Raw genomic sequence first — 20871 nt, forward strand, 5'->3', positions numbered from 1 at the left:
AATTAGATAACCACGTTATATGAAACCGGGCGTCACGGCAGGCGGAAATGGGCGAGGTGACAATCTAAGAGGCGGCGAGTACCCCGGCCACCCACACCGCGGTCGCCAGCAGTGCGCCGACAAGTTCGACGCCGACGGACAGCGCGACGCCCTTGAGTGCGTGTTTCGTCGACGTCCACGCCAACCGTTGGTCGCGCCGGTTGGCCAGTTCGGCCAGATAGATGCCCAGCACGAAGCCGACGGCCAGGCCGAGCACCGGGATGACGAAGAAGCCGATCACCCCGAGCACGCCGCCGGCGACCAGGGGCCAGGTGCGCACGTCGGCGGCTCGCATCCGCTTGACCGGCCACAGGTACTTGATCAGCAAGGTCGCCGCGAGCAGCGCGGTCGCCACACCGAATGTCACCCAGGCGGTGACGGCGTTCTCCCGGCCCTCGACGACGGCCCACACCAGGATCGCGCCGAACACCAGCAGCGTGCCCGGCAGCAGCGGCACCACGATGCCCACCAACCCCACCGCGATGGCAAGCGCGACAAGGACGATGCCGCCGGTACTCATACGTCGAATGTACGGGTCAGGGACGCTGGGCCCGCACCCACTGGATGTTGGCAAAAGTCTTGGTTCGAACGCGCACAAACCCTACCCGTTCGACCAGGTCACCAAGCTCGTCCTCGCCGAAGAAGCGCGCGCCGCTACAGGACAACAGCCGCAGCGGAGGCGGTACCGTACCGACGGTCGGCACCATGACCGCGATGCGGCGGCCGGGCCGTATTACCCGGAATATCTCCGCGACCGCGGACGCCGGCTCGGGCACCAGCTGCAACACCGCCAGTGACGTCACCGCGTCGACGGTCTCGTCGCGAAACGGCAGGCGCTGGGCGTCGGCGCGCAGGAAGCCGACATTGGGGGCGGCGTGGGCGCGGACCGCCCGGGCCAGCATGGGTTCGGAGATGTCCACGCCGATCGCCAGCCCTTCCGGTCCCGCGGCGCGGGCCAGTGCCGCGGTCACATTGCCGGGGCCGCTGCCGACGTCGAGCGCGGTACCACCCCACGGGATGTCGAGCCAGTCGATCGGCGTTCGCCAGGCTCCGAGGAACCGACGCGCGAAGGCCTGCGCGTTGTCGTACAGCAGCGAACCGATTCCCGACGCCCACGCGGCCTGGATGAACCCGGTGTTCCGCGGTGGTGCGGCGCTCGACTGGCCGCTCAGCAGATCGAGGTAGCCCTTGCCGGCATCGGGGTTCGACGGCGGTTCGGTGAACAGTTCGATCGCCCGGCTCAGTGCGGGCGGCAGCGCGGTGGTCACAGATCCACGCTACGCCTGTGCGTCATGCGCCCAGCTTGTCGGCGAGGTCCAGGAAATCGGTTGCGGTGACGTCGAACTCGCCGTCCTCGACCCGCCGCTGCGGGCGGCGCGGACCACGTTCGAGCGGTCGGGCCACATAGGCGGTCCTCAGCCCCGCATCGCGGGCCGCGCGCAGGTCGCCGGGGTGCGCGGCGACGAGCATCAGCTCGCCGGGGGCCACGTCGAGAAGTTCGGCGCAGCCCAGGTATGTCTCGGGGTCGGGTTTGTAGTGCCGGAACAGCTCGGCGGAAATGATGCAGTCCCAGGGTAGCCCGGCCCGTTTGGCCATGTTCGTCAGCAGGGCGAAGTTCCCGTTGGACAGCGTGGTGATGACGTACCGCTGCTTGAGCCGCGTCAGGCCGGCCACGGTGTCGGGCCACGGATCCAGTCGATGCCAGGCGCGGTTGAGGTGGTCGATCTCGTTGTCGTCGACCGCCGCCAGCCCGACGGCCTCGAGCAGTTCGACGAGGATCATCCGGTGCAGGTCGTCGATCTTCATCCAGGGCAGCTCGCCGCGGCGTACCCGGTCCATCGCCGGCACGTACCCGGCGCGCCAACTGTCGGCGACCGCGGCCCAGTCCCGGTGCGCGTCGTGGCGGCGCCCGAACGCCTTGAGCTCGTTGATGATCGACGACCGCCAGTCGACGATGGTACCGAATACGTCGAAGGCCAGCGCCTGCGGACCCATCGCTAGGGCTCCAATACAACTTTGCCGAGCACGCCACCGTCGGCGAGGCTCTGCAACGCGTCGGCGCCCTTGGCCAGACCGAAGCGCACCGGGGGCGGCGGCCGCAGCCCGGCCCGGACCAACTCGGCGACACCGAACGCGAACACCGACTGTGAACCCGGTACGCGGTTGACGTACTCGCCGTAGCCGACACCGATTACCGCGACGTTGCGCAGCAACAGCCGGTTGACCTTGACGGTCGGGATGCCCTGGCCTGCGGCGAACCCGATCACCAGCAGCCGGCCCTCGATGGCCAGTGCCCGCACCGCGTCGTCGAACGCCTCGCCGCCGACCGGATCGACCACCAGGTCCGCGCCGCGGCCGTCGGTCGCGTCCTTCACCGCCTGCAACCAGCCGTCGGCCAGTGGCAAAACCACGTCGGCACCGAGCGATTTCACGAAGTCGACGGCGTGTGGACGGTGCACCATCGCGATCACTCTGGCGCCCAACGCCTTTGCGATCTGGATGCTCGCCACGCCGATGCCGCCCGCCGATCCGAGCACCAGCACCGTCTCGCCGGGCCGCAGCGCGCCGCGGCGGGCCAGCGCGAAGTACATCGTCTGGTAATTACCCATCAGCGCAACGGATTCGGCATCGTCGAGATCTTCGAGGGTGGGCGTGACGTTGGGGGCCGGCGCCGCCACCTGTTCCGCCCACCCGCCGAGCATCGCCATCGCCGTCACTCGCTGGCCCGGCGTGAACCCCGACTCCTCGGGCGCCGAGCGCACCACCCCGGCGACCTCCATACCCGGGGTGAACGGCGGTTCCAACCGCAACTGGTACTCACCGCGCAGCAGCAGTAGGTCGGGGAAGCTGACCCCGGCGGCCCGGACATCGATGACCACCGCGTCGTCGCCCGCAACGGGGTCGTCGACATCGGTGTAGTCCAGGCCCGCCGGACCGGAAAGCTCCCGCGCAACAAGCGCTTTCATGTAATGCTGATCAGCCGAGGCTGAACGTCGCGCGCTGCGCAGCCGACAGGTCAGTGATCTCGCCCCACTTGGCGGCGATGTCGTCGACCGACGGCACCTCGGTGAACGTCACACCCTCGTTCTGGAACAGCGCGGCGCGCTGCACCTTGCCGCCGCCGACGATGAAGACCGACGCGGTGTCGGGCAGTTCCTCGGTGCACAGGTAGGCCACCACCGGCGCCACGTACTCGGGCGTCAGCTTCTCGAAGACCTCCGGCGGCAGGATGTCCTGCGTCATCCGGGTCGCCGCGATGGGCGCGACGGCGTTGGTCTTGATGTTGTACTTCGCGCCCTCCTGGGCCAGCGTGTTGATCAGCCCGACCAGGCCCAGCTTCGCGGCGCCGTAGTTGGCCTGCCCGAAGTTGCCGAACAGCCCGCTGGTCGAGGTCGCCACCACCACGCGGCCGAAGCTGTTCCCGCGAAAATGCGGCCAGGCCGCGCGGATCACGTTGTAGCCGCCGTAGAGGTGCACCTTGAGCACCGCGTCCCAGTTCGCGAACTCCATCTTGTGGAAGGTGCCGTCGCGCAGGATGCCCGCGTTGGAGACCACGCCGTCGACCTTGCCGAACTCATCCAAAGCGGTCTTGATGATGTTCTCGGCGCCCTCGGGTTCGGCCACCGAGTCGTAGTTGGCCACCGCGCGGCCGCCAGCATCCTTGATCTCCTTGACGACCTCGTCGGCCATTGCCGAACCGGCGCCGGTGCCGTCGCGGGCACCGCCGAGATCGTTGACGACGACGCTGGCGCCCTCCTTGGCGAGCGTCAACGCGTAGTCGCGTCCGAGGCCGCCGCCGGCCCCGGTGACGACGATGACGCGATCCTGCACTCCTGGCATGGGGTTCCCTTCTCAACTGTGGATTTCGGTGCGATCAGTTGCGCCCAGCGCTACTCAGCGCACCGAAATCGCCGACTAGAACAAACGTTTGGCGAGCTTAAGTGCCTTCTCTGTATACGGGGGATAGATGAAGGCTCCGACATCGGGTCGGGTCGGCTTGGTCATCACCGTCTTCTTGTGGCTGAACTGCTCGAAGCCGTACCTGCCGTGGTAGGCGCCCATGCCCGACGGGCCGACGCCGCCGAAGGGCAGCTTGTTGGTGGCGAAGTGGAACAGCAGGTGGTTGACCACCATGCCGCCCGCCGACACTTCCTTGATCACCCGTTCCCGGATGCTCTTGGTCTTGGTGAACAGGTAGGCCGCCAGCGGTTTGGGCCGCGAGTTAACGAATCCGATTGCGTCGTCGAGGGATTTCACCGTCATGACCGGCAGGATCGGGCCGAAGATCTCGTCGGTCATCAGCGGCTCGGCGGGATCGGGGTCGACGACTACGGTCGGCTGGATGCTGATCGTCGACGGGTCCGATCCGCCGCCGATGGCGACCTCACCCTTGGTCGCATCGAGTGCGGAGACGAGCCGGTTGAAGTGGCGCTCGTTGACAATGCGCTTGCCGCTGGGGTTTTCGGACTCGAACGTCGTCACCGCTTCTTTGATCTTGTCGACGAGCTGATCGCGGATCTTCACATCGGCCAGCACGTAGTCGGGCGCGATGCAGATCTGGCCGGAGTTGATCAGCTTGGTCCACGCGATCCGCTTGGCCGCGACGTCGATGTCGGCGTCGGCGGACACGATCACCGGGCTCTTGCCGCCCAGTTCCAGGGTGACCGGCGTCAGGTGCGGTGCGGCGCCTTCGTAGACCTTGCGGCCGATCTCGGTGCCGCCCGTGAAGCAGATGTGGTCGAAGCCCTGCGCGATGAGCTCCTGGCTGACGCTGCCGTCGCCCTCGACCACCACGATGGCGTCGTTGTCGAGGTAACGCGGTACCAACTCGGCCATCAGCGCCGAGGACGCCGGGCACACCTCGGAGGGTTTGAGCACGACGGTGTTGCCGGCCGCGATCGCCCCGATGGCAGGCCCGAGGGTCAACACGAACGGAAAGTTCCACGCGCCGATCACCAGCACGGTGCCGTAGGGCTCGTATTCGACCCAGCCGCGTCCGGGCAGCTGCGACAACTCCAGCAGCCGGTAGCGGCGGCGGGCCCACTTGCGCACGTTCTTCGCGGCGTCCTTGGCCTCACCGGCGGTGCTGGCGATGTCGGCCAGCCACGCTTCAAAGCGGTTGCGGCCGAGGTCCTGGTGCAGCGCCTCGGCGATGGCGTCCTCGTTTTCGGTGACGAGCTTTTCCATTGCCAGCAACTGCTGCTTGCGCCAGGCCAAATCCCTGGTGCGGCCGGTCTTGAACGTCTCGCGCAGTCGGCGCACGACACCGGGGATGTCGGTGGTGGGTGGCGCGGGCGCGACGGATTCAGTGGTCATGGTGGGTGTCCTTCCTGACCCGAGGAATACCCGATCCTAACCAACCGGTTGGGCCACCCTGTAGGGGCAACTTTGTCCCCCTTATATCGTCCGTTCGGGCGGTTAGCACGCCTTCTCAGCGGTGACGAACGCGGAGAACGCGTCGGCCTGGTACTCCTCGGGTGGCAGCACCCACCGGTCCAGGCGTTGCATCTCGTCGCGGGAGGTGACGGCGGCGGAGCGCCAGCCGTGCGCGTCGAGCCACTGCGCGACGTCGGCGCGGTCGGGGTCGTTGTACATCAGGTCGGCGACGTCGAGCGTTTCTTCCATGCCGAACTGGGCGGCGATGCGTTCGAACCGCGCCCGCATCTGTTCGCGACGCTCGTCGGCCTGCGTGCCGACGGTCTCGACGGCGACCCGGCTTCCCGGTGCGCTGAGCGCAGTGACCTGCTCGAACAGCCGGTCCTGGGCGTCGGCTGGCAGGTACATCAGCAGTCCCTCGGTCAGCCACGCGGTGGGCGCGTCGGCGTCGAAACCGGCGTCGCGCAGCGCTGCCGGCCAGTCGAAGCGCAGGTCGACCGGTACCGCGTGCCGTCGCACCGACGGCAGCGTGCCGTGCTCGGCCAGCCGCGCGGCCTTGTACTCGAGCACCTTGGGCTGATCGATCTCGTAGACCACGGTGCCGGCCGGCCACGGCAGCCGGTAGGCGCGCGAATCCAGGCCGGACGCCAAGATGACGGCCTGGCGGATCCCCGCGTCGGCGGCGTCGGTGAAGAACCGGTCGAAGAAGTGTGTGCGCACGGCCTGGTAGTTGCCCATGTGCTCGAAGATCACGGCGACCTCGGGGTCGACCTCGGCGACCTTGGCCTTGAACGCATCGTCGAGGATGAACTCCCAGATCCCTGTTCCTGCGCCGGCGACAAGCACCTTGGCGAACGGGTCGCGGATCAGCGGCTCGTCGCGGGCGGTCTCGGCGGCGCGGGAGGCCGCCACCATCACCGCGGTCGAGCCAACGCTGGTGGCGATGTCCCAGGTGTCGTCGTCAGTGCGCAGTGAACTCATCGTGCGCCATGGTAAGCCAATAACTTAGACATGCTATCCGAACTGTGGGCGACGTCACCGGCGCTACGACTTGAGTTGCCACAGCTTGTTGGCCATCAACAGCTCGAAGTTACGGATGACCGCGGTCAGTTCTTCGTGCGTGCCGACGAAACCCGCATAGAAGCCCATCCCCCACATCACCGCGACCAGCATCTCGACCAGGTACTTGATGTCGGTGTCCGTGCTGAGCTCACCGCGTTCGATCGCGTCGTTGACCGCCCACGTGATGAACTCACGAGAGTTCTCCAGCGAATCGTGTTCGTCGCCGCCGAGTTCGGGGTGCCGCTGAGCCTCCAGCACCGACGTGACGAGAAACGCCGCCGCCGACCGGTCCTCAGAGTCTGCCTGCATCGCGACGGTGAAATAGACGGTCAGCCGGTCGAGCAGGTTCGTCTCGGCTTCGGCGCGGGCCTTGCCCACCCTGGCGATCGTCGCGTTGGTTTGCTCGACGACCTCGCGCCACAACACCTGCTTGCTGGCGAAGTAGTGGTTGATCGCCGGCCGGGTCAGGTCGGCGCGGATGGCGATCGCCTGGAAAGTGGCGGCGTCGTATCCGAGTTCGCTGAAGACTTCGCGAGCCGCCTTTACGATGCGCTCCCGGGTCTCGGCGGCCTTCGCTGCGGGGGGACGACCGGGGCCCCTACTCGCGGTGTGCGGCACGGAGAAATTGTGCCACAGGTCACCGGGGATAACTGCACCAGGATGCTTACGGCGGCGTCAGGACCGCCCGACCAGCAAAGCATCCGACGGTGTAGCGACGAATCCGCCGTAGAGAAGACACAGGTTCACGAACTAGGGTCGCGTCCCATGGCGAGCGTCGCATCGCGTGAGGCCTACTTCGAGACGGGTCTCGACGTCCTGTCCGACCTCGGCTATGGCGGGCTGAAACTGGCCGAGGTGTGCAACCGCCTCGGCGTCACGACCGGATCGTTCTATCACTACTTCCCGAACTGGCCTGCGTACACCAAGGCGCTGGTCGCGCACTGGATGCAGGTCCGCACCGTGCGCGTCGTCGACACCGTGCGCGCCGAACCCGATCCGCGCCGGCGCATCGACATGCTGGTGCAGAGCGCCTTGGGCCTGCCCCACGGGGCCGAGGCCGCGATTCGGGTGTGGAGTGCGATCGACCCTGACGTGCGGACCGTGCAATCCGCGGTCGACCAGCAACGCTACGAGATCGTGTACGAGTCGGCCTACGAGATCCTGCAACATGTGCGTCAGGCGCAGGTGTTCGCCGCGTGGGCGGTCTATTTGCTGATCGGATACGAACAGGCCGCCCTGCCACGCGACGCCCACGCGCTCGAGTGGATCGCGGCCCAGATGATCAGCGCCCTCGAATCCGGCCGGTTCACGTCGGTCTTCGATGAAAGCTAACTCGGGCGCCACATCGAGCACTCGGCCCCGGTCGACCCCATCAACATCATTGCTACGTGGCCCGGTGCGGCTGTGGCGCCGCGTGGTCGACCGGATCCGCCAACGCGACCCCGAGCACGACGCGTTGCGCCGCGCGACGCGGGCAGCGGTGATGCTGCCGGTCGCCGCGGCGGTCAGCTTCCTGGTCGCCGGCGACTCGCAGACGCCGCTGTTCACCATCTTCGGCTCGGTGGCACTGCTGATCGTGGTCGACTTCCCCGGCAACCGGCCGGCCCGGGCGCTGGCCTACGGCGGCCTCGGCGTCAACGGCGTCGTCCTCATCACGCTAGGGACCCTGGTCGCGCCGCATCCGTGGCTGGCGGTCGTGGTGATGTTCCTGCTCGGCGTGGCGGTGACGTTCTTCGGAGTGCTCAGCGAGATCGTCGCCGCGGGTCAGCGCGCCACCCTGCTCACCTTCGTGCTGCCCGTATGCACCCCCGTGGGCCCCATCCCCGAGCGGCTGCTCGGCTGGCTCATCGCGTTGGCCGTGTGCGTGCCTGCCGCGTTGTTCCTCCTGCCACCACGCCATCACGACGAATTGCGCGACAACGCGGCCGCGGTCTGCACCAAGCTCGCCGACGCGCTGGAGGGCGGCGCGACGGTCAAAGAGGTGACCCGCGCGATGAACGCGCTGTGGGAGACGTTCCTCAACGCCGACTTCCGCCCCGTCGCCCTCAGCGCGGGCAGTCGCGCGCTGGTGCGCGTGGTGGACGACCTCGGCTATCTGTCGGACCGGCTCACCGAAGACACCGGGCACCAACTCGGCGTGATGAAACCGCCACTGGTGCGGGTGCTGCGCGACGGCGCCGCCGTCCTGCAGACGCCCGACCGGGTGACGCGAAGCGCCTTGGGCACCGATCTCAACATCGCGCTGAGCGAGCTGCGGTCCGTCGCGCAGGGCAACTACCGCGAGGACATCGTCGCGATCCTCGACAGTCCTGACGACACCGCCGCGGTGACGGTTGGTCGAAACCTGTTGGGCCGGCGCACCTTTTCGGCGACCGTCGGGGTGACCGGACGCGTCATCCGCAACGCGGCGGCCGCCGACGGCCGCCCGGTCTGGGACCGGGTGCTCGGCCGGGGTCTGCCACCGACCGGCACGGCCGACTGGGTGATGCCCGAGACCACCGCCGTCGCGCAGATCACCCGGGGTTTTCTGGCCACCAGGGCGGTGGTGTTCCGCAACAGCGTGCGCACCGGCCTCGGTCTCGCGCTTGCGGTCGCCGTGACGCACGTGCTGCCGCTCGAGCACGGCTTCTGGGTGGTGCTCGGCGCGATGTCGGTGCTGCGCAGCAGCGCGCTGACCACCGGCACCCGCGTCGTGCGGGCCGTCACCGGCACCGGCATCGGGTTCATCCTGGGTGTCATCGTCATCGAGCTCGTCGGCGTCGATCCGATTGTCATGTGGACGCTGCTGCCGATCGTGGCGTTCGGTTCGGCGTTCGTGCCCGAGATCGCATCGTTCATCGCCGGACAGGCGGCGTTCACCATGATGGTGCTGATCACGTTCAACCTGATAGCGCCGACGGGCTGGAGCGTCGGGTTGGCCCGCGTCGAGGACGTGGTGGTCGGCGCGCTGGTGGGGGTCATGGTGTCCCTGCTGCTGTGGCCTCGCGGAGCCGCGGCGCGGGTGAACGCCACGATCGACCGGGCGTTCACCCTCGGTGCAGCGTTCCTCAAGGCAGCCGTTCAGCGCGTCACACGTGGTGCCTCCGAAGAGGCCACAAACCGTGTGCTCACGCTCAGCCACAATGCGCTAGTCGCCACACGCACCGTCGATGATGCGGTGCGCCAATTTCTTTCGGAGAACGGCGGCGTGACCGACGTGCGGGCCCCGACGGTGCGCGCGGCCAACGGGGCGGTCCGGCTGCGCGCCGCCGCGGAGCTGATCACCGACGTCGTCCCGCCGCCGCTTGGGGTATACGACCAAACCAAGGCGGTGCTGGAAGCCCACGCCAAGGCGGTGAGCGACCGGATCATCGGCAGCAGCCGGCAGTCACCACCGCCGATCAGCGACGACTTCGTGTTGACGCTGCGCGCAGAGGCCCCCCAGGTCCGGGCGCTGCAGGCCGACACTGATCTCGCCGTTGCCGCCGCGCTGCCGCTGGTCACGGTCGCGGCCCACCTGGGCGGTCTGGAGTTGTTGTATCCCAGCCATTCCTGACGCGCTTGGGCTCAGATGCGGTGCGGCATCAGCGCATTGGGCGGCACGGTGCCGAACTTGCCGGCCTGGTAGTCCTCGAGGGCCTGGATCAGCTCGGCCTTGGTGTTCATCACGAACGGGCCGTAGTGGACCACCGGTTCGCGGATGGGCTGGCCACCGAGCAGCAGGACCTCGAGCGCGGGACGGTGGGCGTCCTGGCCGGTGTCGGCCGCGACGCTGATCCGGTCGCCCGCGCCGAGCACCGCCAGTTGGCCCTGCCGGATCGGATGTTGCGCCGCGCCGACGGTGCCGCGGCCGGACAGCACGTAGACCAGGGCGTTGAACTCGCGCCGCCACGGGAGGTTCAGCCGTGCGCCGGGCTGGATCGTGGTGTGCGCCAGGGTGATCGGCGTGTGCGTGATGCCGGGGCCGTGCTGGCCGTCGACGTCGCCGGCGATGACGCGCACCAGCGCACCGCCGTCGGCCGAGGACAACAGTTTGACGTCGGCGCCTTCGATGGCCTGGTATCGGGGCGCGGCGAACTTGTTGCGGCGCGGCAGGTTCACCCATAGTTGGATGCCGTGGAACAACCCGCCGCTCTCGACGAGTTCGGCGGGCGGGGTCTCGATGTGCAGGATGCCGGAGCCTGCCGTCATCCACTGGGTGGCGCCGTCGGTGATCAACCCGCCACCGCCATGTGAGTCCTGGTGCGCGAAGCGGCCGTCGATCATGTACGTGACGGTTTCGAAGCCGCGGTGCGGATGCCAGTCGGTGCCCCGGGGCGCGCCGGGTTCGTAGTCGACTTCACCCATCTGGTCCATGTGCACGAACGGGTCGAGGTCGGCGGCGCCGACGCCGGCGAACGCCCGCACGACCGGAAAGCCCTCACCCTCGTAGCCGCGCGGGCCCGTGGTGATCGAGCGGACGGGGCGTTCGGTGTCTGACGGCGACGGCGCCGCGACCCGGGGAAGGGTCAGGGTGTCAGCGGTGATGGCAGGCATACTGGGACTAACCGGACTGCGGTCCAAGTATTCCGGACCTGTGGATAACTTCCGCCGGGTGTCGGCCGAGGGCGGTAGACTTTCGCACATGCGTTCGAATACAGTGTCCGCGGTCGACGTGCTGACGTCGATCGAAAGCGCCTACAAGGAGTTGGCGGCGCTGCCCCTGGACAGGCTGTCGCGCACCGATCTGTATGCACTGGTGGCCGGGCTCGACAGGCTGGAGCAGCAGCGCGCCACGCTGAACCGCAAGCTCATCGGCCGGCTGGTCGCCGAAGGCGGCGCGGCTCGCCCCGTCGGGGCGTGTTCGGCGAAGGACCTGGCCAGGCGGCTGCGCATCTCCCCCGGTGAGGCGCAGCGGCGCATCCGGGAGGCGGTCACTCAGCCATGACGATGTGCGGTGTCACCTCATCCAAGGCGGTCTTCGCGGCCGTCGGCGAGGTGGAGGCCGCCCATCAGAAACTGGCCGGCTTGTCGCTTGAGGGGTTGACCGGCCGCGAGTTGGTGGCCGTGCAGAACCGGCTGGAGCGAGTGCGTCGCCGCGACGCGGCCGTCGACCATGTGCTGATCTCGCGGTTGGCGCTCGAGGACCCGAAGGCGTTGGGGGCGTCGTCGCTGGCCGAGGCGATGTGTACGGCGTTGCTGATTTCGAGAGACGAGGCCAAGCGCCGGATCGACTCGGCGCAGGCGCTCGGTCCGCGCACCGCGATGACCGGGGAACGGTTGGCGCCGCTGCTGCCCGCCACCGCGGCCGCCCAGGCCGAAGGTGCGCTGGGCGCGGAGCAGGTGCGCATCATCGAGACGTTCTTCCAGGAGCTACCCGCGCACGTGGACTATCAGTCGCGTGAGTCGGCCGAGGCTGATCTGGCGTACATCGCGGCCGGGCTGCGTCCGGAGGAACTGCGCAAGGCCGCCGACCGGCTGGCGATGCTGCTGGACCAGGACGGTCCGATGCCCAACGACAAGGAGCGCGCCCGGCGGCGCAGTCTGCACATCGGTACCCAGGGCCGCGATGGGATGAGCAGGATCACCGGCTGGCTGGATCCGGAAGCCCGCGCGACATTGGAAGCAGTGCTCGCCAAGAAGGCCGCTCCGGGTATGTGTAACCCGGATGACGAAAGTCCCTGCGTGGATGGTGAACCCACACCCGAGCAGCGCCACAGCGATATGCGCAGCCAAGGTCAGCGCAACCACGATGCCCTCAAGGCTATGGGCCGCGCGGTGCTGGCCTCCGGGCAACTGGGTCAGCACAAAGGGTTGCCGGCCTCGATCATCGTGTCGACCACGCTGAAGGAGTTGGAGTCGGCGTCCGGCATGGCGGTCACCGGCGGAGGCACGTTGCTGCCGATGAGCGACGTGATCCGGCTGGCCTCCCAAGCACACCACTATCTGGTGGTCTATGACGGCCACACCGAGCTGCCGCTGTATGCCGGGCGGGCCAAGCGCTTCGCCACCCCGGGACAGCGCATCGTGCTGCACTCGCGTGATCGCGGTTGCACCAAGCCGGGCTGCAGCGCGCCGGGTTACTGGTGCGAAGTCCACCATGCCGCCGCCGACTGGATCAACGGCGGACAGACCGACATCAACGAGCTCACCTTCGCCTGCCCGCCGCACAACCGGCTGATCGACAGCGACGGCGGTTGGACCACCCGTCCGCGCGCCGACGGACGCACCGAGTGGCTGCCGCCAGCCTACCTCGATACCGGCCAGGCCCGCGTCAACAACTACCACCACCCCGAGAAGTACCTGCTGCCCGAAGACGACGAAGGCCCGTAGCCAGCGCGGGGGCCAAGGCCCTAGTCGGCCTTGCGCTTCAGCGTCCACGCCGGAATCCAGTGTGTGACGCGGTTTCGGCGTGCGCCGTAAGCGATTTCGTAGGTGACCAGGCCCCACCAGTAGCCCTGCTCGCACAGGCCCCAGCAGGTCAGCTTGCCCTCCACGATCGAGTGCATCTGCAGCCCCGCGGGGTTGTAGCCGCCGCTGTGGTGTGGCTCGCGCGGGAAGACGGCGGCCAGGTCGACGAGCACGGCAACGGGCGGGTCGACCCGACGAAAGGCCTGTTGGACCGGCTGTCCGTGGTAGCCGATCGACTGCAACTCACCCACTACTCGATCATACGTTCGATTCCGGTGGGCACTGGGCCCTTGTGGGTCCGTCGACGATCATCGAGGCACGCGAACGTCGGCGAAGGGCTGGGCACTGGATACTGCGGCGAACGCGGCCACGGGCGGCATCGGCAGCTGGATCAGCCGGCGGGCGTTTCTTTCCGGGGACCGGCGCCCGCAACGACGAAGCGCCGGTACCCGCAGCCGAGCTGATCGGCTACGCCCGCGAGCGGCTGGCCCACTTCAAGTGCCCCACCCGCGTGGAGTTCGTGGCGGAACTGCCCCGCAACGCCACCGGGAAAGTCCTCAAGACGACGCTGCGCCGCGATCACGGCGGTCAAGACGCGACCGTGCAGCGCTGAGGCCGGTCCAATCCGGTGCGCAGTACGTGGGCATCGGCTGCGCCGCAGCACAATTGCTGCCAGCTGACATTCAATTTCTGCCAGTGGGATTAAACCCTTGACGGTCCGGTTTGAACTGGGTAGCTGCAGCACGAACCGCGACACCTGCCACGGCTCGGATTCGTCAGAACGAGAAGAGAAGAAGGCTGGGATTGATGAAGAAGTTCAGCATTGTCACCATCGCCGCCAGCGCACTGGCCGCCGCCGTCGTCGGGTTTGCCGCCCCAGTTTCGGCCGCGCCGTCCGGACCGGGAAACGCCGAGGAGACGATCAGCCAGCTCGAGTCGGAGGGCTACAACGTGATCGTCAACCGGATCGGCAACGCGCCGCTCGACCGGGCCGATGTGGTGTCGGTGCGGTCGGGCCAGACCTACACCGAAACCAACAGCAAGGGTGTGGGCCATGACCTCAGCACCCGAGTGGTCAACAAGACCGTGTACGTCGACGTGAAGTAACCCCCTCACAGCAGGCCCCCGGATGCGCCCCCCCCCCCGCGTATCCGGGGGCCTCGTCGTTGCGCCGACGGGGTTTCACAGCGGCGCCGAACGGCTAATCGGGTGCTCGATGGGCTTCGACCTCACCCCGACCGGGGCGCAGCACGACCTCGCGCGACGCACGCACGAGTTCGCCGTCGACGTCGTGCGCCCGGTGGCCGCCGAGTACGACGCGCGCCAGGAGTTCCCTTGGCCGGTGCTGGAAGAGGCGGCGACGCGCGGCTTCTACAGCCCGCTGTTCTACCGCGACCTCATCGGAGATCCCACCGGCCTGTCGCTGCCGATGTTCATGGAGGAGCTGTTCTGGGGGTGCGCCGGAATCGGGTTGGCCGTGGTGATGCCCGCGCTGGCGCTCTCGGCGATCGGCCAGGCCGCCTCACCGGAGCAGATGCTGCAGTGGGCACCCGAATGTTTCGGCACCCCAGGTGATCTCAAGCTGGCGGCGTTGGCGATCTCCGAGCCCGAAGGCGGCAGCGACGTGCGCAACCTGCGGACCACGGCCCGCCGTGCCGCCCCAGGAAAAGACGCTGACTGGATCATCGACGGGCACAAGATGTGGATCGGCAACGGCGGCATCGCCAACGTGCACGTGGTCAACGCGGTCGTCGACGAGGAGCTCGGGCACAAGGGCCAGGCGCTGTTCATCGTTCCCGGCGGCACCCCGGGCCTGGAGTTGGTGCGCAAACTCGACAAGCTCGGCTGCCGGGCCTCACACACCGCCGAACTCAAGTTCGACGGCGTCCGGATCCCGGCCGATCAGCTGCTCGGCGGGCAGGAGAAGCTCGACCACAAGCTGGCCAAGGCGCGTGAGGCCAGCCAGAAGTCGGCGCACGGTGCCAAACACTCCGGATCGGCGACGCTGGGCACCTTCGAGCAGACCCACCCGATGGTCGCCGCGCAGGCGCTCGGGATCGCCAGGGCGGCTTTGGAATACGCCACCGAGTACGCCAACCGCCGCGAGGCGTTCGGCGCGCCGATCATCGACAACCAGGGCATCGCGTTCCCGCTCGCCGAGTTGGCGACCGCGATCGACGGGGCCCGGCTGCTCACCTGGCGCGCGTCCTGGATGGCCGCCAGCGGGGTGCCGTTCGAGCGCGGTGAGGGCTCGATGTGCAAGATGGCCGCCAGCGAGGTCGCCGTGCGCGCCACCGAACGCGCCATCCAGACGATGGGCGGCTGGGGCTACATCAAGGATCACCCGGTCGAGAAGTGGTATCGGGATGCCAAGCTGTACACCATCTTCGAGGGCACCAGCGAGATTCAGCGGATCGTGATCGCCAACGCGCTCGGCGCCGCCGACGGTAAACCGCCGCTGCACTTCGACCTCGAACCCACCGGCGGACCGTTCAACCGCGTCTTCGGCCGGGGCACCCCGCTGCGGGGGCGCGCCGCCGACGCCGCGCTCTCGGCCAAGGACCGGCTCCCAGCGCCGGTCATGCGGATGGCGATGAAAGTGCTGCGCCCGCCGCGCAAGTGAGCGACGTCAGAACCGCAGGTTGCGTAGCACGTCGTACACGCTGGCGATCCACAGCAGCAGCGGGATGACGGCCGCGATCGAGGCACCGTCCAGCAGTTCGAGAATCCGCTTGGTCACCGGTGAGACCCGGCGCACCCCGGCGGTCGCGCCGATGACGATCAACGCCACGATCCCCGCGGCGGTGTAGAGGCTCAGCACCAGCCACGCCCGCTCCGGGTACCACAGGCACAGCCGAACCATCACGCCGGTCGGGACCACAACGGTCGCCGCCAACAACGCCCACGCGCACCACCGCTCCGCGTACAGCCGCGACCGGAACGCACAGATCGCCGTGACCAGACCGGCGACGATCATGCTGTGGGCGAAGAAATGGCCTTGCACCACAACGCCGATCGCGCCCACCGACAGAATCAGCGCACCCGCCGCGACGAAACCGATCAGCAGGCGTTTGGCCAACTCGCTGCGCTCGTGCAGCCGCGCCGCGGAGTCCGGAACCGACGCGATGATGGCCTGCCAGGTCGGTGACTCGTCGCCGGTCAACTCCGATGTCGCCACCGGGTCGAGCAGTTCGTCGTTGGTCACCGTTTCACCGGGCGCCGGGATCGGCGGCAAGGCGATCCGCGCCACCGCGACGGTCAGCTTCGCGGCGTTTGTCACGATGATCAGACCGAAGGCGATGGCGCCGGCGGCCACCCAGTACTGCCACCCGTAGCCGAACGCGATGGCCGCCGCGGTCGCCGCGATGGAGGTGACCGCCAAAAACGCTGCCAGCTCGGCTCTTCGGCGTGGGCCGCCGCGAGAGGCAAGCGTCACCAACAGCACGACCGCGGCCGCGCCGGCCGCCTGCGGTGCACCCAGTGAGTCGAACCCGCGCGGCAACGGCACCGCTAACGCCGCCGCACCGGCCAGTGCGGGCAGCGACGCCGCCAGCAGGCTTTCCGCCGCCTCGAGGTTCCCGTACCGGTTCGTGGCGACCGCGCTGCCGCCGAGCAGGCCCAGCCCGAGCGCCGCCAGCGCCACCGCCCACCACCAGCCATGTCCGGTCTGCGCCCAGGTCACCAGCGTCATCACCGTCACCGCCAGCGTCGCCAATGGAATCGCCAGCCCGACAAAGCGGTTCAGCGCCGCGCGGTCGAACTCCGGTGATTCGTCCAGCACCGCGATCGCGTCGATGACATCCTCGACCAGCGGCCGATACCGTTCGGTGCGGCTGACCGAGACCAGCGTCAGCAGCGAGCCGTCGACCACGCCCGCGTCGTCGAGGGACTCACTGAACTTCAGCGGCGGCGCACCCGGCCGGGCGAACGCCCACACCCCCTGTGCGGAGAAGTCGAACCCCGCCAGCACATCTTTGGGGGTGTCCTCGAGCAGTTCGGCCAACACCGAAACCGTCTCGTCGATGTAGCTCTCGATCGGCGCCGTCGCCGGCAACACCAGATCGGTCATCCGCCGCCCGGTCAGGATCGTCACCCGTGTGGTCGACGGCCGGCCCGGCGTGACAGCCGATGGCGTTGTTGCGGCGGCGGTGGAGGTCAACGCCGCTCGATCCTGTCGAAGTCGTCGGACAGTGCCGCAGCCAACTCGATGACGCGGCGCTGGAACGTCTTGGAAAGCAACTCGAGTTGGATCTCGGTGCCCGCGGCGATGTGCTTATCCCACGGCAACACAACAACGCGGCCCGGCGGGACATGGCGTTCGAACTGCTCCACCAGGTCCTCGACGTCGATGTTCGGTTTACCCGGCACCACGTGGTTGACCACCACGCAGGAGCGGCCCAGCAGATCCTGATATCCATTCTGCCGCAACCAGTCCATCGTCACCGCGGCTTGGCGCGCCCCGTCGATCGACGCGCTCGCGACGATGATCAGACCCGACACCGTCGACAGCACGCCACGGGCGGCGGGCTGGAACAGCCCCGCACCGCAGTCGGCCAGCACGAGGTTGTAGTAGCGCGACACGATGTTGGTCACGCCCTTCCAATCCTCGTCGTTGAACTCGCGGCGCGCGCCGCTGTAGTCCTCCGACGAGAGCACCTCGAGGTTGGCGCTGTTCATGCTCGTGTAGGCACGAATGTCGTTGTAGCGCGCCAGCTCCTTGTCGGAGAGCAGATCGGCGATGGTCGCAGCCGACTGGCGGCCGGCGCGGTCGGCCAAGTTGCCGGCGTCCGGATCGGCGTCGATGGCCAGGATTCGGTCCCCGCGCACCCTGCTCAGCGCAGAACCGAGCGCCACGGTCACGGCAGTCTTACCGACGCCGCCCTTGAGCCCGAAGACGCCGATCTGATAGGAGTCGCGGGCGTTGCGGCGGATCCGGCTGTGCAACTCCATCTCGTAGAGCTCATCGGGTGAGAGCCCCAGGTTGATGCGTGTCAACACATACAGCAGGTGCCGCCAGCCGCGCTGCGACGGCATCTTGACGGCCGACTTCACGCCGACGTGTGACAGCGCATCGATCGCGCGGTGATTGCCGATGCTGGCCGCGGACGTCGGTGCTTGATGGGCCGAGCGCCGCGGGGCGTTGGATTCCGAAGGCGCATCGGCGAATTGCTGGCTCGGCGCGGGCGCCGGAGCGGGCCGCGGCGGCGGCGCAGGTGCCTGCCCCGGCTGTTCGTAACGAGCACCAGCGGGCACCTCGGCCTGGGACGTGCGCATCATCCCGTTGGCGTGCGCCTGCGGGGGCGTCGGCCTGGCCGGCGGCATCTGGGCGGTGACCTCGGTCTCGCGCACCGGCGGCGCGGACCCGATCTGCGCCACGTGGTGGGTGATGGGCGGCGCGGGCGGCGTCACTTCACTGCGGCCCGGGCCGCTGGTGGGCATCGGGCCCGCCGCGTCTGTGGCGGCGGCGTCGCGATCCGCTACCTCGTCGGCTGTCTTCACAGCATCGCCCGGGGAGTGGAAGAGCCGGTCATAGTCGGCCGACATGGGTACCTCTCATCGTTGGAAAAACGCCGAGGCGCGGAGTGGGCGAGCCCGTCTGCGTGACGCGCTCCCCCACCCGCGTGCACCGTCGTGTTAGGCGAACATCCCGGTAACGCCGGCTTCGGTTTGGGCCATCGTCGCGCCGGCCTCGCTGATCGTCTGCGCTAAGTTCTGCAGTGCCGTGTTGAGCTCGGCAGATGTGCTGTCCCAACGCATCTGCACGGCCTGGTAGGCCTCCGAGCCCGAACCGCCCCACACCGCGGCCAGCGCGGCGAGCGAGCCCTTGCCCTCGTCGAGCAGGCCGGCGGTCTGTCCGACGGCGCCCTGAATCTCGCTTGCTCCGCCTTCGATGCCGGCGAAGTTCCATACCTGTTCGGTCATGTCTGTATTTTCCGTTCTTTTAGGTGATAGTGGTCAGATGCCCATCGCGCCCGCGACGATGCCGGCCTGGTCTTCGTCGGTGACCGTATACTGCGTGCCCGAGGTGTGAATGTTGGCTGAAATGTCGTTCAGCTCTTGGATCTGGCGGGCAGCCGCCTCGTTGTAGCGCACCAGTGCGGCCTGCGCCGCGGTGCCTGCCTGGCCGACCATCTGGCTGGCCAACGCGCCTGCCGTGGATTCGACGTGCGAGATGACGGCCTTGAGTTCACCGGAGATACGTTCGAAGTTCGCTGCCTCCTTGGCGAGGACAGCGGCATCCGTATTCATCTGTGCCATGCTGGATTCTCTTTCTTTTTTCCTGTGTCCTCACCACATATCTGGGGAAATGGCGAGTCTTTCCGGCCGGGTGGCCGGGAAGTTTCTGGTGACGACTACCAGTCGTCGTCTTCCTCTTCACCGAGGTCTTGCGGTAGCACCGACGGTGCGGTCAACCCCTGCTTCGAGCCCCCGCTGGTACCGCGTTGGCCCATGGCGCCCATCGGCCCCATCCCGCCGCCGGCGCCGACCGGCGCCACACCCGTCCCGCTCGTTCCGGCCGCCGCGCCGGGCGCCACCGCAACCGGCTTGGTTTCGCCGATCAGGTTGGCCATCAAGGGAGTTCGTGCCGCCGTGCCGCCGGCGCCGGGCAGCGACGCGGCGCGCACCAGACCGGCCCCGACGCTCGCACCGGATCCACCCGCCAGCGGATGGTTGGACAGCGGGCTGGCGCCGATCAACCCCAGCTGCGCCGTGTCGCTGCCGCCCAGGCTGCCGAGCTGGCTGAACATCGAGGTCACCTGTTGCAGCGGTTGGGTCAACTGTTGCATGGGCTGCATGACCATTTGGCTTGCCTGCTGCGGCATCTGGGCCAATGTCGAGCCCAGTTGAGCACCCATCTGCATGCCCATCTGCATGCCCTGCTGCAGCGTGTCCTGCGGTCCGAGGTTGTGGGCGTTCTGGGTGCGCTGCGCCTGTCCCTCGGCATGCACCGCAGCCTGGTTGGCTTGCGCCACCGCGCGCCCTGTCTGCAGGCCCGCCGATTCGACGCTGGCCTGCGCGCCGACATGGGCGATCGCGGCGTTGCGCAACGCGGCCCCGGGCGCCATCGCCGCGGCCTGGCCGAGCGCTGCCCCGACGGCGCCTTCAGCCATTCCCGGAATGACGATGGGTTTCATCGGCATGATCGGCTCGAACATGATGTTCATCGCCGTTTCAGCCTGGTACACGTCCATCGCGCCGGCGGCCTGGTTCCACATCCGCACGAAGTAGTCGAACTCGTTCAGCCCGATCGGAACCGTGTTCACGCCAAGGAAGTTGGTGGCTTCCAGCACCGCGTGGGTAATGTGGTTTTGCTCGATCTCCGCCAGCGGTGGCGTAGTCGCCATCGCGAGGCTGTACGAGTTGGCCTGTGCCACGGCCTGCAGTGCGCGCTTCTGCGCCTGAGCTGAGACAGTTCTTAGCCAGACGACCATCGGCATGGTTGCAGCGACGGCGCGTTCACTCGCCGATCCGCTCCACGTGGACGACAACGCGGCCAGGCTCGAGGCCAGTTCGTCGGCCTGCGTCTCCAGGAAGGCCGCCAACACCTCCCACCCCGCGGCGGCCTGCAGCATCGGCGCCGGACCGGCGCCGGCCATCAGCCGTCCAGTGTTGAGCTCTGGCGGCATTGCATGCCAGAACATCGCCTAGTGCATCCTCGCCGAGTGGGGTGAAGCCGTCAGAAGTTGGCCGCGTTGGCGCCGTCGACCGCGGTGTAGATACCGGCGATCTCCATGTACGCCGCACCCGCACGCGCCATCTCTTGCTGCGCAAATGTATTCAATGCGAGGGTTTCGACGCCTTCGGCGGCAAAAGCCAGCGCCGCCTGCGCCGACACCTCGTCGGCGCCCGCCGGCACCAGCGCGGTGACCTCGGCCGCTGCCGTCGTACCGGCGGCCAGACCGCGCGCCCCGTTCGCGACGACCTGCGCGCCGATTCCGACAGCACCCGGATTGTGCGTCATTGGTTGCATTTACGATGTCTCCTCACCTGGATGAAATGCGCAGAATATTGACTTGTGCGACC

General features: G+C 68.1%; 22 protein-coding genes and 1 pseudogene. 7 read left to right on the plus strand and 16 right to left on the minus strand.

All coding sequences use genetic code 11. The features are described from left to right. Positions 1 to 64: 64 nt before the first annotated feature. From ABQE44_RS11345 to ABQE44_RS11380, 8 genes are all read right to left on the minus strand, one after another. Entirely contained in the window at positions 65 to 559 is a 495-nt protein-coding gene (locus tag ABQE44_RS11345) for a DUF456 domain-containing protein (RefSeq protein WP_448429838.1), read from the minus strand. 16 nt (positions 560 to 575) lie between these two features. Further along, complete coding sequence (locus ABQE44_RS11350) at positions 576 to 1307, minus strand: methyltransferase domain-containing protein (RefSeq protein WP_448429840.1); 732 nt, start codon at positions 1305 to 1307, stop codon at positions 576 to 578. 22 nt (positions 1308 to 1329) lie between these two features. After that, positions 1330 to 2034 carry a haloacid dehalogenase type II gene (locus tag ABQE44_RS11355; protein ID WP_448429842.1) on the minus strand — a complete coding sequence of 235 codons (705 nt, stop codon included), beginning with the start codon at positions 2032 to 2034 and terminating at the stop codon, positions 1330 to 1332. A 2-nt stretch (positions 2035 to 2036) separates the two neighbouring features. Next, entirely contained in the window at positions 2037 to 3005 is a 969-nt protein-coding gene (locus ABQE44_RS11360) for an NADPH:quinone oxidoreductase family protein (protein WP_448429844.1), read from the minus strand. A gap of 10 nt (positions 3006 to 3015) precedes the next feature. Further along, positions 3016 to 3879 (minus strand): SDR family oxidoreductase, encoded by an 864-nt coding sequence (locus ABQE44_RS11365; RefSeq protein WP_448429846.1) that lies wholly within the window; start codon positions 3877 to 3879, stop codon positions 3016 to 3018. A gap of 75 nt (positions 3880 to 3954) precedes the next feature. Continuing rightward, positions 3955 to 5355: an aldehyde dehydrogenase family protein gene (locus ABQE44_RS11370; RefSeq protein WP_448429848.1), complete on the minus strand. Its 1401-nt coding sequence runs from the start codon at positions 5353 to 5355 to the stop codon at positions 3955 to 3957. Between the two features lie 102 nt (positions 5356 to 5457). After that, positions 5458 to 6396, minus strand: coding sequence for a class I SAM-dependent methyltransferase (locus tag ABQE44_RS11375; protein WP_448429850.1), 939 nt, complete (start codon positions 6394 to 6396; stop codon positions 5458 to 5460). Positions 6397 to 6459: 63 nt separating this feature from the next. After that, on the minus strand, positions 6460 to 7095 hold the full coding sequence (locus tag ABQE44_RS11380; RefSeq protein WP_448391464.1) for a TetR/AcrR family transcriptional regulator: 636 nt from the start codon (positions 7093 to 7095) through the stop codon (positions 6460 to 6462). A 147-nt stretch (positions 7096 to 7242) separates the two neighbouring features. On the opposite strand from ABQE44_RS11380, the gene ABQE44_RS11385 reads away from it, so the two are divergent. Further along, positions 7243 to 7809: a TetR/AcrR family transcriptional regulator gene (locus ABQE44_RS11385; RefSeq protein ID WP_448391465.1), complete on the plus strand. Its 567-nt coding sequence runs from the start codon at positions 7243 to 7245 to the stop codon at positions 7807 to 7809. A gap of 49 nt (positions 7810 to 7858) precedes the next feature. Further along, the gene (locus ABQE44_RS11390; protein WP_448429852.1) at positions 7859 to 10012 is read left to right on the plus strand and encodes an FUSC family protein; all 2154 of its coding nucleotides are present in this window, start codon (positions 7859 to 7861) and stop codon (positions 10010 to 10012) included. A gap of 11 nt (positions 10013 to 10023) precedes the next feature. Here the strand turns inward: ABQE44_RS11390 and ABQE44_RS11395 are convergent, their stop codons facing one another. After that, positions 10024 to 10992 carry a pirin family protein gene (locus ABQE44_RS11395; RefSeq protein WP_448429854.1) on the minus strand — a complete coding sequence of 323 codons (969 nt, stop codon included), beginning with the start codon at positions 10990 to 10992 and terminating at the stop codon, positions 10024 to 10026. Positions 10993 to 11080: 88 nt separating this feature from the next. Here ABQE44_RS11395 and ABQE44_RS11400 point away from each other — a divergent pair, with 88 nt between their 5' ends. Both ABQE44_RS11400 and ABQE44_RS11405 read left to right on the plus strand, forming a co-directional pair. Then, positions 11081 to 11383, plus strand: coding sequence for a DUF222 domain-containing protein (locus tag ABQE44_RS11400; protein WP_448391468.1), 303 nt, complete (start codon positions 11081 to 11083; stop codon positions 11381 to 11383). Next, positions 11380 to 12768 carry an HNH endonuclease signature motif containing protein gene (locus ABQE44_RS11405; protein ID WP_448429856.1) on the plus strand — a complete coding sequence of 463 codons (1389 nt, stop codon included), beginning with the start codon at positions 11380 to 11382 and terminating at the stop codon, positions 12766 to 12768. The genes ABQE44_RS11400 and ABQE44_RS11405 overlap by 4 nt, the downstream gene beginning before the upstream one ends. A gap of 20 nt (positions 12769 to 12788) precedes the next feature. Here the strand turns inward: ABQE44_RS11405 and ABQE44_RS11410 are convergent, their stop codons facing one another. Beyond that, positions 12789 to 13097 carry a hypothetical protein gene (locus ABQE44_RS11410; RefSeq protein WP_448429858.1) on the minus strand — a complete coding sequence of 103 codons (309 nt, stop codon included), beginning with the start codon at positions 13095 to 13097 and terminating at the stop codon, positions 12789 to 12791. A 200-nt stretch (positions 13098 to 13297) separates the two neighbouring features. Between ABQE44_RS11410 and ABQE44_RS11415 the strand changes: the two are divergent. From ABQE44_RS11415 to ABQE44_RS11425, 3 genes and pseudogenes are all read left to right on the plus strand, one after another. Further along, a pseudogene (locus tag ABQE44_RS11415) lies at positions 13298 to 13459 on the plus strand (AMP-binding enzyme); the annotation flags it as partial. A 194-nt stretch (positions 13460 to 13653) separates the two neighbouring features. After that, positions 13654 to 13953: a hypothetical protein gene (locus ABQE44_RS11420; RefSeq protein ID WP_448429860.1), complete on the plus strand. Its 300-nt coding sequence runs from the start codon at positions 13654 to 13656 to the stop codon at positions 13951 to 13953. A gap of 109 nt (positions 13954 to 14062) precedes the next feature. Next, a complete protein-coding gene (locus tag ABQE44_RS11425) occupies positions 14063 to 15469 on the plus strand; it encodes an acyl-CoA dehydrogenase family protein (RefSeq protein WP_448429924.1) in 1407 nt (468 codons plus the stop codon). Positions 15470 to 15475: 6 nt separating this feature from the next. On the opposite strand, the gene eccD is transcribed toward ABQE44_RS11425, so the two are convergent. The 6 genes from eccD to ABQE44_RS11455 all read right to left on the minus strand — a co-directional run bounded on the left by eccD (position 15476) and on the right by ABQE44_RS11455 (position 20818). Next, entirely contained in the window at positions 15476 to 17005 is a 1530-nt protein-coding gene (gene eccD, locus ABQE44_RS11430; protein ID WP_448391472.1) for a type VII secretion integral membrane protein EccD, read from the minus strand. After that, positions 17002 to 18390 carry a MinD/ParA family ATP-binding protein gene (locus ABQE44_RS11435; RefSeq protein WP_448391473.1) on the minus strand — a complete coding sequence of 463 codons (1389 nt, stop codon included), beginning with the start codon at positions 18388 to 18390 and terminating at the stop codon, positions 17002 to 17004. Before ABQE44_RS11435 ends, eccD begins: the two co-directional genes overlap by 4 nt. 90 nt (positions 18391 to 18480) lie before the next feature. Next, positions 18481 to 18768 (minus strand): WXG100 family type VII secretion target, encoded by a 288-nt coding sequence (locus tag ABQE44_RS11440; RefSeq protein ID WP_069404752.1) that lies wholly within the window; start codon positions 18766 to 18768, stop codon positions 18481 to 18483. A 33-nt stretch (positions 18769 to 18801) separates the two neighbouring features. Then, positions 18802 to 19104, minus strand: a complete 303-nt coding sequence (locus ABQE44_RS11445) for a WXG100 family type VII secretion target (RefSeq protein ID WP_448391474.1) — start codon at positions 19102 to 19104, stop codon at positions 18802 to 18804. Positions 19105 to 19199: 95 nt separating this feature from the next. Next, the gene (locus ABQE44_RS11450) at positions 19200 to 20489 is read right to left on the minus strand and encodes a PPE family protein (RefSeq protein WP_448391475.1); all 1290 of its coding nucleotides are present in this window, start codon (positions 20487 to 20489) and stop codon (positions 19200 to 19202) included. Between the two features lie 35 nt (positions 20490 to 20524). Further along, on the minus strand, positions 20525 to 20818 hold the full coding sequence (locus tag ABQE44_RS11455) for a PE family protein (RefSeq protein ID WP_448391476.1): 294 nt from the start codon (positions 20816 to 20818) through the stop codon (positions 20525 to 20527). Positions 20819 to 20871: the final 53 nt, after the last annotated feature.

Source organism: Mycolicibacterium sp. XJ2546, assembly GCF_053483195.1.